We start from the raw sequence: 14,034 nt of genomic DNA on the forward strand, positions 1-14,034 counted from the left end.
TCTTTCCCGGAGCTGAAAAATTTGCTTACTACTGAGCATCACTGTGCGCCATGTGATGTGAGAGATAAAAATTATAGGAGTCTTCATGAGCGATATCGTTCACGACCTGATCATTGTCGGTTCCGGTCCCGCCGGCTACACGGCTGCCACCTACGCAGCCCGCGCCGACCTGAAGCCTGTGGTGTTCGAGGGCATCGAGTTTGGCGGTCTGCTTATGACGACTACCGACGTGGAGAACTACCCAGGTTTCTCCGAGGGCATCATGGGGCCAGAGCTAATGGATCAGATGCGCGCACAGGCTGAACGCTTCGGCGCTGACCTGCGCATGGAGATTGTTGATCGCATGGATCTCACCGGCGACATCAAGTCTGTTTGGGTTGGCGAAGAAGAGCACAAGGCTCACGCTGTCATCTTGGCAACCGGTGCCGCTCCGCGTTATGTCGGCGCTCCGGGCGAGCAGGCACTGCTGGGCCACGGTGTCAGCGCCTGTGCCACCTGTGATGGTTTCTTCTTCCGCGACCACGATATCGCCGTCATCGGTGGCGGTGACTCCGCGATGGAAGAGGCAACCTTCCTTACCAAGTTCGCCCGCTCGGTGACGATTGTCCATCGCCGCGACGAGTTCCGCGCGTCAAAGATTATGGTTGAGCGCGCCCAGAACAATGACAAGATTCGCTTTGCGACGAACAAGGTTGTGTCCCAGGTTCTTGGTGAGGACAAGGGTTCAGTTACCGGTCTCGAGCTGGAAGACACCGTCACTGGCGAGAAATCCGTCCTCGATGTGACTGCCATGTTCGTAGCAATTGGCCACGAGCCACGTTCGCAGATGGTTCGCAATCAGCTGGACTGCGACGAGAATGGCTACATTCAGGTAGCCGCTCCGAGCACCCAGACCTCCCTCAAGGGTGTCTTTGCAGCGGGCGACGTTGTTGACTCGCATTACCAGCAGGCAATTACCGCCGCCGGCTCTGGCTGCAAGGCCGCGCTGGATGCTGAGCACTACTTGGAAACTGTTGCTCGGTAGCTGAAAGCAGGGTAGCCTCGCTAGCTGGATAAACAGCTATTAGTTGGGGCGGTGCAATTGTTGGATAACGCCAACGATTGCAGACATCCAACTATTGGGAGTACCCGATAGTCAGTCAGCCCAATTGTTGTTAGCTGTCGCTCAATGAGGGCGCAGCGGGACGTGTTATAGCCCGATCCGCCCCGCACCCCTCGAGCGCTCGCAGCGTTCCCAAGAACACCATTAATTAACAATTTAGTACTTCACTCGCGCCACCGGAAGCCCTAATTTTTGACGCCTTTAGCGCCAAATCCGTACGCGAGACTGAAGAAACTAGGTTGAAAAATTAGAATCAAGAGCACGAATCAAAACCACTAAGAACTCAAACGAGCTCATTCTAAGGAGAAGAATTTCATGGCTCCGGTAACTGTCACCGCCAATACCTTTAAGTCCGATGTCCTCGAATCCGATAAGCCGGTACTTGTAGATTTCTGGGCAGAGTGGTGTGGCCCGTGTAAGAAGATTGCTCCCGTTCTCGACGAGGTTGCGACCGAGCTCGATGGCAAGGCCGTCATCGCCAAGGTCAACGTCGATGAGGAGCGTGCACTGGCTGGCATGTTCCAGATTATGTCCATCCCAAGCCTGCTCCTATTCAAGGACGGCAAGAAGGTCGAAGAGATTCGCGGAGTCCGCCCGAAGGGCGAAATCACGGTGCTCATCGAGAAGCACCTTTAAAAAAACCAGGGGTTGCTCCTTATCCGATACGAGGTCGCAACTGCTCACCCGTCACTTCACTTCTCCCACCTTCCTTGGACACGCCCCATTAAGATGTGACTGAAGTTATGGTTGTGATTTAGAGTTAGTTCTGGGGTTTTGTCGTCGGGCTTGCCGACGCGCCCTCGTAACAATCAATTCGCGCCTGCGACCTGGTAATCTTGCTGGAAATGGCGGTTTACGTCTTCCTTAATACCGTGAAGGAACCAGGTTGCCGCCAACTTAAGAGGTATTGCTGACCATATCCTCTGAGAGTGCGCGGAGTTTCCTAACTGAAGTTTCGTTTAGCTCACTGGCCAGTAATACTGATTAAGTGTTGTGAGGACCCCACAACGGCCTGAACATAATTGTGGAGTTCGGAAGGGAGTTTTCGTGCCAGAGTTTCTGAAGGTGGGCGATAGGTCACCTCGTGTTGCCGAGGTACGTTCTACCCTGGCTCGTCTTGGGCTTCTGCCCAACTGGGAGGGCTCAGCTGCAGAGGAGAACTCGCCTCAGTGGTCTGGTGACGACGACCTGTTTGATGAGGATATGCGCAACGCTCTCCTGGCGTTCCAACAGTCCCGCGGTGTCTATGCCGACGGCATCATCCGCGACAGCACCCTGCGCCTACTGCGAGAAGCTTCGTACACTCTGGGCACCCGCGTACTGTCCTACGATCCACTGTCACAAATGACCGGTGAGGACGTGGGCGTCCTCCAAGCTACCTTGCAGGAGCTCGGTTTCCACGATGCCCGAGTAGACGGCCACTTCGGCCCGAAGACCGATGCATCTGTGCGTGAATACCAGCTCAATTACGGGTTGGAGCCCGACGGTATCTGTGGCCCCGTTACTCTCCGAGCGCTCAGCTACTTGGGTAGAAGGGTTACTGGTGGCTCGGTAAACGCTTTCCACGAGAAGGAAATCCTGCGCACGATGGGGCCTAAGCTCTCAGGCAAGCGCATTGTCATTGATCCAGGCCTTGGGGCAGGGGAGCCCGGCGTCGTGGTCGACGGCCCCTACGGTCAGATTTCTGAAGAGGAAATTCTTTGGGATTTGGCCTCTCGCATCGAAGGTCGTCTTGTCGCGGCGGGTGCAGAGACTATTCTGTCTCGTCCTCGTACCGACAACCCATCTATCGAAGATCGAGCTGAGATGGCCAACGCATTTGGCGCTGACATCTTCATCTCCCTGCAGGCTGATCACTATCACAACAACCGCGCCAGCGGTATTGCGACCTTTTACTTCGGCTCGATGAAGGGCTCCAACTCCATTCTGGGCGAACAGCTCTCTGGCCTTATTCAGCGGGAAATTGTTGCCCGTACGAGCCTGGTGGACTGCCGCTCGCACGCCCGTACTTGGGATCTCCTCCGTCTGACCAGGATGCCCACGGTGGAAGTCGCCGTTGGTTACCTGACCAATGAGGATGACGTGGCAATTCTTTCTTCCCCAGATCAGCGGGACGTAATTGCCGAATCTATCGTTGTCGCTGTAAAGCGTCTGTACCTGGGCGATGAAGAGGAGCAACCAATGACCGGCGCTTACAGCTTTGCTCAGCTGATTGAAGAGGAAAAAGCCTAAACACGGCCGGCCTATGTAACCCGGTGCTAGAGACTGAACAGCTTTGAGCGCATAAAGGGTTCTTTCGCACTTAGATCCAACGCATGACCGATTTCTTCATCCCAGTCCAATTCCGCATCCAACTCGATACGGAGTTTCGGATGAATCGGATGTGGAGTCACCACCCGAAACCCGGAGTCAAGAAGGGTTCGCGTACGAATTAAATCACCGGCGTTATGGTTAATCGCCGCCAACGAATCTGAGATACACGGCTTTGGATTTAGCTTTTCTTCGAGTTGCGCCTCGAAATCAGCGATTAGATTCTCCGTGCCGTCGTCAGGCGTTGGCGATGACGGCGTGGGTCCCGACATAGAATCCGCTGTGCCACTGCAACCAAACGCCTCTACCGCTGAGATCCCGCGCAGCGCGAGCTTGTGCAGAGCGGTCACAATGAGAACGCGGAGCATGTCATCATCGACCTCTAAAGCGTTGTAATGCAGACTCGTCAGCGCTATCGCATCCGGCGATATTGGCCCGGAAGGCATGGAAAATGTCGTCGGGCAGAAGCGCGGGGGCGCAAAGAGGAGCGTGCCGACGGTCTCAGGCTTCCCATCGATACGTGATGCCGGTGGCTTTCGCCGTAGCGAATATCCGCACGGCCCCCAGGAAAGGTAGACGGTATTGAGCCATGCTTCCTTCTCCAAGCGCACCTGGGCGGCTAAATCAGAGCTTAGGACGCTATTTAAGGGGCTCTCACTAGCTCCGGTTGGCCGAATAGAGGGTTGGCTGTCCGAATGCTTTAAATCGCCGTTGAGGGCTTCATCCTCTTCTGGCTTGCGAGGGTCCAAATTAGGTTCGCGCGGCTCAGACGAGAAGTGGGCTAGGGCAGTTGCAGTACGGATATGCTCCATGCCCTGTTCCCAAAACAGGCTTAACATCGTCTCCGGATAGATTCCATCGATGTCGGCCAGCGAGATTTTCTCGATGAATACTTCAGTCACAGTAACCGGGTTTACTCTTCGTCGAGATGCATCAGTGACATGATGCGATCAAAGTCCTCGAGGTTGCCGAATTCGATGACAATTTTGCCCTTACGCTTGCCCATCTGGGCGGTCACCTTCGTATCAAAAGAATTGGACAGGCGATCAGCCCAATTGTGGAGTACCTCCGGCTGCGGAGTGGGCTCGCGGTGCTGCTTCTTTGGTCGCTCGCCTGCATTGAGTAATGTCACTGCTTCTTCGGTCGCACGGACAGATAGTCCTTCAGCAACAATTCGCTCGGCGAGGCGATGCTGTTCCTCCTTACCTGCCTTGACCCCAAGCAAGGCACGTGCGTGGCCAGCCGACAGAACACCGACCGCTACTCGTCGCTGTACCTCCACCGGCAACTGCAAGAGTCGAATCATGTTGGTAATAACGGGCCGCGAGCGACCGATACGATCCGCCAGCTCTGCCTGAGTAACACCAAACTCATCGAGCAGCTGTTGGTACGCAGCGGCCTCTTCGAGTGGGTTCAGCTGCACGCGATGGATGTTCTCTAGTAGGGCATCGCGGAGCATGTCCTGGTTTGGAGTATCGCGAACGATGGCGGGAATCGTGTCAATTCCAGCTCGCTGAGAAGCACGCCAGCGACGTTCACCCATGATGATTTCAAACTCGGGTTGCAGCGCATTCGGATCTTCCTTGCGCGCTGCCTCGAGCGCTGCCGCACGATTATCCGTTGAGATTGGTCGTACGATAATCGGCTGCAATAGACCGAACTCACGAATAGAGTGAGCAAGCTCATTCAAGGGCTCTTCATCGAAGACCTCTCGTGGCTGCTTCGGGTTCGGCGTGATGAGCTTCAAATCGACCTCGCGATAGGTCGCGCCAAACTCGTTTGCGGCCGTAGTGTCAACATCAGCAGCCTCGGCGCCACTGTAGTCCGCTACTCCCGACGTCGTCGAGGGCATTGTTTCACGTGAAACATTGCTAGACTTACCAATAGCGTTATCGTCACTGTGACGTTTATTCGCCTCATTAGTATGCGGCTCGCTTTGCCCGGATTTTGTGGATTTTCCGGCGTTTTTCCTCTCAGGCAACGAGGTGCCGGATTCCGTCGCGGCCGCGCCCAATACGTCGGCAACTCCGCTACTGCCATACTGCTTCGCCCCCTGGGTACGGCGGGGACCGAAAATAATATCCGCGGCACTTTCACCTACCGACGGGTTAGCCGCCGGAGCAGTTGGGATCAGTGCGGCGATACCGCGACCGAGCCCTCCCTTGCGGTTCTCCTTCTTTTGATTCGACATGGGTTACTACTCCTAGTTGCTTTAATTTGGCTCAGTGGAATTGGACGGGGTAGGGGAGGAAGCTGGCTTTTGCCCAATCGCACTTCCCCCCGGAACTGCTGAATAGTCGCCACGCGTTGCCAATTCCTTTGCAGCATCAAGATAAGCAACTGCGCCCCGAGACCCTGGATCGTAGGAAATTACGGTCTGCGAATATCCCGGCGCCTCCGATACCTTCACGGATCGAGGGATGAGATTACGTAGAACAACCTCGCCGAAGTAGTTACGTACCTCATTGGCAACTTCTTCTGACAGTTTGGTGCGGCCATCGAACATAGTGAGCAGCACAGCAGAAATATGCAGCTCCGGATTGAGATGCTGACGAATCATCTGCACGTTATTCATCAGCTGTGTCACACCCTCCAAGGCGTAAAACTCACACTGAATCGGTATCAACACCTCGTTGGCGGCGGTCATCGAATTCAGCGTCAACAGACCAAGCGAAGGCGGGCAGTCAATAATGAGAAAGTCGAAGCCATTGTCGATCAAGTACTGATCTGGAACTGCATCGAGAAGTCGGCGCTCACGGTTCAGGAGCGAGACCAGCTCAATCTCGGAGCCCGCCAAGTCCAATGTCGCCGGCACACAATAGAGGTTCTCAGATTCAGGGGAACGCTGGATGACATCGTCAATCTGTAGCTCGCCGATGAGAAGCTCATACGTCGAAGGAGTCCCGGAAACATGCTCAATGCCCAGGGCCGTAGAAGCATTTCCCTGCGGGTCATTATCGATGACCAGAACCTTGAGACCATGCCGCGCGAGCGCCGAAGCGATGTTGACTGCCGAGGTGGTCTTGCCCACGCCACCCTTCTGGTTGGCGATCGTGATACGACGCGGTCGCTCGGGGCGTGGAAGCGATAAACGGTTCGGAGCCTTAACTTGCGCCGCTCGTTGAGCTGCCACAGCGATGGGTGTGTCTTGCCAGGACTTCCGGCTCATTAACTATTCCCCTTACAAGCACAGCAATCACCAATCATGGCCACTGGAGTGCGAATTTAAACTTAGTAACTATCTGCAAAAGCGTAATCATCAAGCCCCAACAACCGTTAGACGCCGACGATTGTGGAAATGTTTCACGTGAAACATCCACCTTGGTCGCTAGGACTTTGCCATACCGCGATACTTATCCCACTCTAGCCCGACGGTACTACGCGCCTCAATGCCGAAACCAAAACACAAACGAATCCGCAGTGGAGTAGGGGAAGTGGGGCTTACAGCCTACTTCTTCTGAATAATCACGGCGTACGTCGAGGTTCCCAACACGGATCCGCCGACCTCTACGACGCGAGGATTAATTCCCTTCGCCTTTGCAATAAGTTTTGCATCCCGATCGATTTCCTCTTGGGCAGTTCCACCCTTCAGTGCAACCATCGCGCCCCCGGATTTAACTAAAGGAAGCGACCATCCCGCCAACTTCCCCAGAGGGGCAACAGCGCGGGAGGTAACGACATCCACTTGGCCAATCTCAGCGCGAACCACTTTCTCCTCAGCACGCCCGCGAACTACCGTTACATTGTCCAGCTCAAGATCTTCCACAACTTCGTTCAAAAAGGTTGTGCGGCGCAGCAATGGTTCCACAAGCATGACCTTCAAATCCGGTCGTGCTAGAGCAAGTGGAATGCCGGGCAAGCCCGCCCCCGAACCAATATCCGCAACTACAAGCCCTTTGCCTATCGCTTCTCCAACTACCACAGAATTGATAATGTGCCGATCCCACAGCTTTGGAGCTTCACGTGGTCCAATCAAACCTCGGACTGTCGCCTCCTCGGCCAACCATGAGTGGTAGCGGTATGCCCGATCGACATTCTCTCCAAACACGGTATCTATCACCGAACGCAGATCTGCATCGACCAAAACTGCGGAGGCTTCTTGCTTATCGACATCTTTCACGGAGTTACTCAACAGTTCCTCTAACCTTTCCAATGGGGCAGCTGTGCCGTCACTCGTCGAGCTTTTCAACACCCCTAGTGTACGACAGTGCAACAGCGATGTTTCACGTGAAACATTGACTGGGGATGGATGCCAAACTTGAGGCTCCAGAGAAAATTACAGATCTGTAATAACAGCGACGTTGTTTGCGTGGGAGGGGACTAAGGCAAACAAAAACGCCCCGCATTTGATGCGGGGCGTTCTGAGTAATTAACTTATGTAGACGAAGCGTGGTGCTACTTCAGCTATTTCTTTTTGCGCTTCCGTTTCTTCCGATTCGCGGGCTTCTGTCCCGGCGCCGGCTTGGAAGCCGGACCCTGCTGTCCCTTCGCCGAATTACCATCTGGAAGGTGGCTAGAAGCCTTGTTCGCAGTAGAAGCCTCACCAGACTGCAACTGCTGCGCATTCTGCGCTGCCTGGCGCTTGCCACCCTTCTTGGGGTTGATTGGCTTCTGGCCAACCTTCGGAGCGAGCTTCTCCTGTGCCTCGCGCTTAGCAGCCTTCTTGGCTGCGACAGCTTCCTTCTCTTCCTCATCCAGCTTGCCAAAGATGTAGCGCTGCTGGAAGTAGGTCCACACGTTGTTAGTCACCATGTAGACAAGAAGACCGATGTGCCAGAAAGCACCGGTAACAAGAATCATGATTGGGAAGAACCAAAGCATCATCTTGTTCATCATGTCCATCTGCTGACCCATAGGGCCTTCCTGGCGCTTCACCAAGCCGGCTTCCTGGCGGGCACGGGTGCGCTCAACAGACATGCGAGCGTTGAAGTGCGTTGCCAGTGCCGCGACAACAATCAGCGGGATAGCAACGATCATGATGTCCATGCGGGTGAAGTCTGCAGGCGTACCAGGCACGGTAAAGGCTGCGTATTGATCCTCACCCATTCCAACCGAACTGGACAGTGGAGCATTGAGCACACGAGCCAGCAGGAAGGACCGCACCTCATCTACACCGAAGATGTAGTTAGGCGTATTCCAGTTCTGCCCCACCGACATGCCGAGCGCATTGCCCGACGTACCCGTTCGGTTAAACGAACGCAGCACGTGGAAAAGACCGATGAACACAGGCATCTGAACCAGAATCGGCAGACAGCCGCCGAGCGGGTTGACACCCATTTCCTTCTGTAGCTGGCGCATAGCAAGAGCCTGAGCCTGCTGATCATTCTTGTACTTCTCCTTGATCGCCTGCATCTCAGGAGCGAGCTGCTGCATCTTGATGGCAGAACGCTGCTGGTTCAGCATCGGCTTAAACAGGAGGATACGGATGGTGACCACAAGCAAAATAATGGCCAGCACCCACGAGATACCCGAGGAGGGATCGAATAGGAAACCTGAGGCCTTATGCCAGAACCACAGGATGGCCGAAATCGGCCAATACACGAAATTGAGCACGGTCTAAGATCACTCCGTTCTTTAGGGGGCAGCGCACTCGCGCCTTCGTCTACAAAGCCCGGTCAAAGGCTAAGCATTACTAGAGGTTACCTGTGCATTCGCTTTAACCACGAACCCAGGCCGGGGAATGTAGCTGGAACTGGATCCCAGCCGCCCGGATGCCAGGGTGCGCAACGGAAGATACGCAGGAGAGTCAGCCACAGGCCACGAATCGCTCCGAAGCGGCGCACGGCCTCAAGACCATATGCGGAGCACGTCGGTTCAAAACGACATGTGCTCGTTGGCTTCAGATTAGAGATACGACGGCGGTAGAAGAGAATCGCCCTCTCAGCCACACGTGCACCGGGGGCCTGGGCGAGGGGGCCGTCGTCAAGCGAATTAGCGCCGACGTTCGTATGTAGCGAGTGCCGATTGCACATCGTGGGACAGCTCCTGGCTGGTGGCTGTGGCAGAAGCGGGCAGCGCGCGAACGACAATGTCCATAGTGGACGGGAGATCCTGCGCGGCCGCGGCCATAACATGGCGGAGCTTGCGGGATACAGCGTGACGAGTCACGGCGTTGCCCACAGCTTTAGATACGACAAGACCGACACGTGGACCACCAAACCTGGCAATCTGCGTATCGGTCTTATCTCCACCGCCAGAAGCGGCGGTGTCACGAATATGCAAGACCAACGTCTTGCGTCCGATTCGGCGTCCACGTCGTACGGTGACCGTGAAGTCACGCGAAGAACGCAGCTTATTGCTCTGAGGGAGCACCGAAATCGGCGTCCTCTTACTTAAGCGGACAGGCGGGCACGGCCCTTGCTGCGGCGTGCTGCCACAACAGCGCGACCGGAACGGGTACGCATACGGGTACGGAAGCCGTGCACGCGTGCACGACGGCGGTTATTCGGCTGGAACGTCCGCTTCGACACGGTTGACACTCCTTGAAACTCAAACGACCACGAGTCCACGCTGAACACACCGCAGTAAACCTCTCGCTTTGAGTGCGAGGCAGCGATGCGTCTGACGCATTCCCGTGATGCACGGAAAAATTACTTACCGACAGAATGAAAGCTACAAGCGTTCTGTCGGGTCCAAGCACGAGCTCGGACTCATATCTCAATGGATATGAAACACCCAGATAGGTTACGTCGAATCGAGCGAGAAATTCAAATCAACACGCCGGATTTACCTGGAGAATCATTTTCCAAGTTTTCCAACGGTACCGATGTTGACCTGTGGAAATACTGACCTATGCACCGCAATCCACAGGGTGTTTATCCAATCAGCTGTGGATAACTTCCACACCATGAATCACAGCGAGCAGGGAAAATAACGTGTTTACCTAGGTAAACGCAGACTAGGGGGCTATTTTTCATTGTGGGCAAACTGTGGATAAACTGTTAGTCAATTAGCGACGATGTTTATCCACAGGTGTGGACAAACATGTGGAAGTCCTGCTCGGGGCGTATAGCACCTTGTGTAGAAACACCCCACAGGGCGAATTACAAGAAATAGCCCCCAAATGGGCAGATATGGCACTCTCGCCATGCCGAAAACACTCCACAAAAACAGGTCGCCTCGATAAATTTGATGAACGTAAACATGTAAAAGGACATTCACACAGTGAGCGAACAACCAGAATTGCCAGGTGGACTCTGGGAGCAGGTCGTTTCTATCCTGACTTCACCAGAAGGTGCGCCGGAGTTGGGTATTGCACCACTACGCTCGCCACACAAGGCACTGCTGCGGTCAGTGACGCACACTGGTGACTTTCCAGGTTTTTTCCTGCTCAGCACTCAATCGCCAGTGGTGCAGGCGCTGGTAAAAGAAGAGCTCAAGGGCATTATCGAGGCCGTCTTAGCTTCGCTGACCGGCGAGGAGTTGGAAACGGTCATCACCGTTGCTGATCCTGCTGACGACGCTGAAGATAGCCAGGCAGCAGAGGCCACTCAACCATCTGCACAGCACTCGAGACAGACCCCATCTGCAGCTTCGCGTCCGCAGCAGGCTCAGCGTCAACAGCCAAACCAGCAACACCAGCAGCAGTCTGGCCGTAACTACCCGTTCCCCAGTGCAGATACGAACGACTTCAATCTCCACGAGCAGCACCAGGGATCGACACAGATGCCACAAGTGCCGCAGACGCATCAGCCAAATGTCCATAATCAGCAAAGTGCCCAGTCACAGCACCGATCGATGGACGCCGTGGATTCAATGGCGCAGGGGCTTTCGCACTCATCTGCCGAGAATCCGATGACTATTGCTGATCAGCGCCAGGTCACAAGTCCTTTCCGCTCCGAGAGCCACGGCACTCCAACCGAGATGAGCATGCCTTTCGAGGAGCCAACCCTCAACCCGAACTACACCTTCGAGACCTTCGTTATTGGTCCGCAGAATAAGTTCGCCGCTGCAGCCGCCGTCGCTGTTGCGGAGTCTCCGGGGCGCACCTACAACCCGCTGTTTATCTCCGGCGGTTCGGGTCTTGGCAAGACGCACCTGCTCCACGGCATTGGTCACTACGCCAAGCATTTGTACCCTAACCTGCGGGTTCGTTACGTTTCCTCGGAAGAGTTCACCAACGACTTCATTAATTCCGTGCGTGACGACGCCCAAGAATCCTTCAAGCGTCGCTACCGCGATTTGGACATGCTCATCATCGATGACATCCAATTCTTGGAGGGCAAGGAAGGTACACAGGAAGAGTTCTTCCATACGTTCAATGCCCTGCACCAGTCCAATCACCAGATTGTGCTGTCGTCGGACCGCCCACCGCGGGAGCTTAAGACTCTGGAGGATCGCCTTCGTACCCGCTTCCAGTGGGGGCTCAATCCGGATCTGCAATACCCGGACTTGGAGACGCGAATCGCAATTCTGTCGAAGAAGGCACAGCTATCTGATCTGGTCGTTCCGCATGATGTACTCCAGTACATCGCGGAGAACACCTCGTCTTCTATTCGTGAGCTCGAGGGGCGTCTACTGCAGATTAGCGCTCATGCATCCATGATTCATGAGCCTGTGACCTTGAAGTTTGCACAGGAGATCCTCGGTGCCGACGAAATCGAGGTGCAGATTACTCCGGAGATCATCATCTCCACCACGGCTGAGTACTTCGACCTAACGGTTGCAGATTTAGTGGGCCCGGGTAAGACTCGCCCGGTCGCTCATGCACGCCAGATTGCGATGTACCTGACGAGGTCCTTCACCGAGCTTTCGTTGCCGTCGATTGGCCGGGAGTTCGGAAATCGTGACCATTCGACGGTTTTGCACGCTGAACGCAAGATTGTTAAGGAAATTCAGGAGAAGAAGCCCTCAAAGGACCAGGTCAACGACCTGACCACACGCATTCGAGATCGAGCTCGTGGAACGGCTTAAAAACCTTGGGTTCGGCGTGCGGAATTCTTGTTATTAACTGCGGTTTTTCCGTGCACAGAGCTGTGGACAACTCGTAAATTTTGTGGATGAAAGATGAAGCCCGAACACTATCCACAGACACCCCAAGTTATCCACAGTTAGGCGCACTGGTTATCCACAGCGCGAAACCAGTGAAGACCAGCGGGAATCATGTAATTTCACAATGTGCACACCCCCTATTACTACTTCCGACTTTAAAAATCTCTAGAAACTTCTAGATAAAAGGGGGCCTGCGCACAACCCCGGGCAAGCAACTTCTGGCGCACAACTTTAAAAATGCCAAGAACGAGTAAGAACTACGATTAAGCACTAGACGGACTACAAGAATCCCAGTGAGGTCTTTGGCAGTCTGCAGTAGAGTTGTACGATGGAATCTTTGTAACTCCAGTCATGTGTGCTGACATAGCACGCTGACAACACAAAAGACGGCTAATAAACGGCTAAAAACAGACATCCAATACCGGTGGAGGAACGATGGAGCAGACCGAAGTCCGTATTCGCGCGGCTAAGGACGATCTCGCGGGTGCGGTGAGCTGGGTTGCTCGTAACCTGCCTGCACGCCCGACTCAGCCGATTCTGCGTGGCATGATTTTTCTCGCGGATGACAATGGTCTGCAGCTCGCTGGCTATGACTACGAGGTCTCCACTCAGATTCGTATTAGCGCAGAGGTCGATGAGCCCGGTCGCTTCGCCGTCAATGGCAAGTTGGTTTCTGACATTGTTTCTAAGCTGCCGAATAAGCAGGTAGAGATGCACTTTGATGGCACGAAGGTCATCGTTCGCTGTGGTTCTTCCCGCTTCGAGCTGCCAAGTCTGACCTTGGAGGATTACCCGCAGCTACCGGAAGCTCCGGCTGCTACCGGCACTGTCGATGCCGCTCTGCTGGCCGAGGCTATTGGTCAGGTCGCTGTCGCTGCCGGCAAGGATGAGTCGCTGCCGATGCTGACCGGCATCCGGATGGAAACCGAAGGTAACGAGGTCACTCTCGCTGCCACCGACCGTTTCCGCCTGGCGGTTCGCAGTTTCGAGTGGGAGCAGGTTCCGGAGGGTGAGACCAAGCTGCTCATCCCGGCCAAGACCTTCGCGGAGACCGCCCGCACTCTCGATACCACTTCTAGCGAGCCAGTGACCTTGGCATTCGGCGACGGATCCGATGATCGTGAGGTCGGCTCCGAAGGCCTGCTGGCTATCCTCGCCGATCCTCGTCGCACTACCACGCGACTGCTGGACGCCGAGTTCCCGAAGTTCCGCCCGCTACTGCCGAAGCAGCATTCCTCCATGGCTGTTGCCCGTGTTGACCAGCTGCAGGATGCTATCCGTCGTGTGTCTCTGATGGCGGATCACGGTGCGCAGATTCGCATGGACTTCTCCGACGGTCAGGTTGTCCTTTCCGCTCATGGAGACGAGGTTGGTCACGCAGAAGAGACTGTGGCCTGCAACTTCTATGGTGAACCACTTCTGATTGCCTTCAACCCGCAGTACCTGCTCGAGGGGCTCAGCGCTGTTCGCTCCCATCGTGTTTTGCTGGGCTTTACGCAGCCGTCGCGTCCTGCGATTCTCATTCCGGAGCCGGAAGCCATTCCGGAGCTCGGTGAGGACGGCTTCTACCCAACGCCGGAGACCGACTTCACTTACCTGCTGATGCCTGTGCGCCTGCCGGGCTAGTCTGC

General features: G+C 55.1%; 13 protein-coding genes. 5 read left to right on the forward strand and 8 right to left on the reverse strand.

All coding sequences use genetic code 11. The features are described from left to right. Positions 1-85: 85 nt before the first annotated feature. The 3 genes from trxB to HMPREF2614_RS01580 all read left to right on the forward strand — a co-directional run bounded on the left by trxB (position 86) and on the right by HMPREF2614_RS01580 (position 3,334). Positions 86-1,024 carry a thioredoxin-disulfide reductase gene (gene trxB, locus HMPREF2614_RS01570; protein WP_005511625.1) on the forward strand — a complete coding sequence of 313 codons (939 nt, stop codon included), beginning with the start codon at positions 86-88 and terminating at the stop codon, positions 1,022-1,024. A gap of 393 nt (positions 1,025-1,417) precedes the next feature. Further along, the gene (trxA, locus tag HMPREF2614_RS01575; protein ID WP_070559923.1) at positions 1,418-1,738 is read left to right on the forward strand and encodes a thioredoxin; all 321 of its coding nucleotides are present in this window, start codon (positions 1,418-1,420) and stop codon (positions 1,736-1,738) included. Positions 1,739-2,149: 411 nt separating this feature from the next. Beyond that, positions 2,150-3,334, forward strand: a complete 1,185-nt coding sequence (locus HMPREF2614_RS01580; protein ID WP_038627083.1) for an N-acetylmuramoyl-L-alanine amidase — start codon at positions 2,150-2,152, stop codon at positions 3,332-3,334. Positions 3,335-3,360: 26 nt separating this feature from the next. Here the strand turns inward: HMPREF2614_RS01580 and HMPREF2614_RS01585 are convergent, their stop codons facing one another. The 8 genes from HMPREF2614_RS01585 to rpmH form a co-directional block, all read right to left on the reverse strand. Beyond that, positions 3,361-4,314, reverse strand: a complete 954-nt coding sequence (locus tag HMPREF2614_RS01585; RefSeq protein ID WP_070559925.1) for a hypothetical protein — start codon at positions 4,312-4,314, stop codon at positions 3,361-3,363. 11 nt (positions 4,315-4,325) lie between these two features. Continuing rightward, entirely contained in the window at positions 4,326-5,603 is a 1,278-nt protein-coding gene (locus HMPREF2614_RS01590; protein WP_070559927.1) for a ParB/RepB/Spo0J family partition protein, read from the reverse strand. Positions 5,604-5,624: 21 nt separating this feature from the next. Further along, positions 5,625-6,581 carry a ParA family protein gene (locus tag HMPREF2614_RS01595; RefSeq protein ID WP_038627088.1) on the reverse strand — a complete coding sequence of 319 codons (957 nt, stop codon included), beginning with the start codon at positions 6,579-6,581 and terminating at the stop codon, positions 5,625-5,627. 279 nt (positions 6,582-6,860) lie between these two features. Beyond that, positions 6,861-7,496 (reverse strand): 16S rRNA (guanine(527)-N(7))-methyltransferase RsmG, encoded by a 636-nt coding sequence (gene rsmG, locus HMPREF2614_RS01600; protein ID WP_070560014.1) that lies wholly within the window; start codon positions 7,494-7,496, stop codon positions 6,861-6,863. A 320-nt stretch (positions 7,497-7,816) separates the two neighbouring features. Beyond that, positions 7,817-8,965, reverse strand: a complete 1,149-nt coding sequence (gene yidC / locus HMPREF2614_RS01605; RefSeq protein ID WP_038627091.1) for a membrane protein insertase YidC — start codon at positions 8,963-8,965, stop codon at positions 7,817-7,819. Positions 8,966-9,051: 86 nt separating this feature from the next. Beyond that, on the reverse strand, positions 9,052-9,384 hold the full coding sequence (yidD, locus tag HMPREF2614_RS10795) for a membrane protein insertion efficiency factor YidD (protein WP_080972909.1): 333 nt from the start codon (positions 9,382-9,384) through the stop codon (positions 9,052-9,054). Next, a complete protein-coding gene (gene rnpA, locus HMPREF2614_RS01610; RefSeq protein WP_038627093.1) occupies positions 9,344-9,724 on the reverse strand; it encodes a ribonuclease P protein component in 381 nt (126 codons plus the stop codon). Before rnpA ends, yidD begins: the two co-directional genes overlap by 41 nt. 20 nt (positions 9,725-9,744) lie before the next feature. Further along, complete coding sequence (gene rpmH / locus HMPREF2614_RS01615; protein WP_005511646.1) at positions 9,745-9,882, reverse strand: 50S ribosomal protein L34; 138 nt, start codon at positions 9,880-9,882, stop codon at positions 9,745-9,747. A 694-nt stretch (positions 9,883-10,576) separates the two neighbouring features. On the opposite strand from rpmH, the gene dnaA reads away from it, so the two are divergent. Beyond that, complete coding sequence (gene dnaA / locus HMPREF2614_RS01620; RefSeq protein ID WP_038627095.1) at positions 10,577-12,325, forward strand: chromosomal replication initiator protein DnaA; 1,749 nt, start codon at positions 10,577-10,579, stop codon at positions 12,323-12,325. A 513-nt stretch (positions 12,326-12,838) separates the two neighbouring features. Beyond that, positions 12,839-14,029 (forward strand): DNA polymerase III subunit beta, encoded by a 1,191-nt coding sequence (dnaN, locus tag HMPREF2614_RS01625; RefSeq protein WP_005511615.1) that lies wholly within the window; start codon positions 12,839-12,841, stop codon positions 14,027-14,029. Positions 14,030-14,034: the final 5 nt, after the last annotated feature.

This window comes from Corynebacterium sp. HMSC074C11 (assembly GCF_001809455.1).
Lineage (GTDB): Bacteria > Actinomycetota > Actinomycetes > Mycobacteriales > Mycobacteriaceae > Corynebacterium > Corynebacterium amycolatum.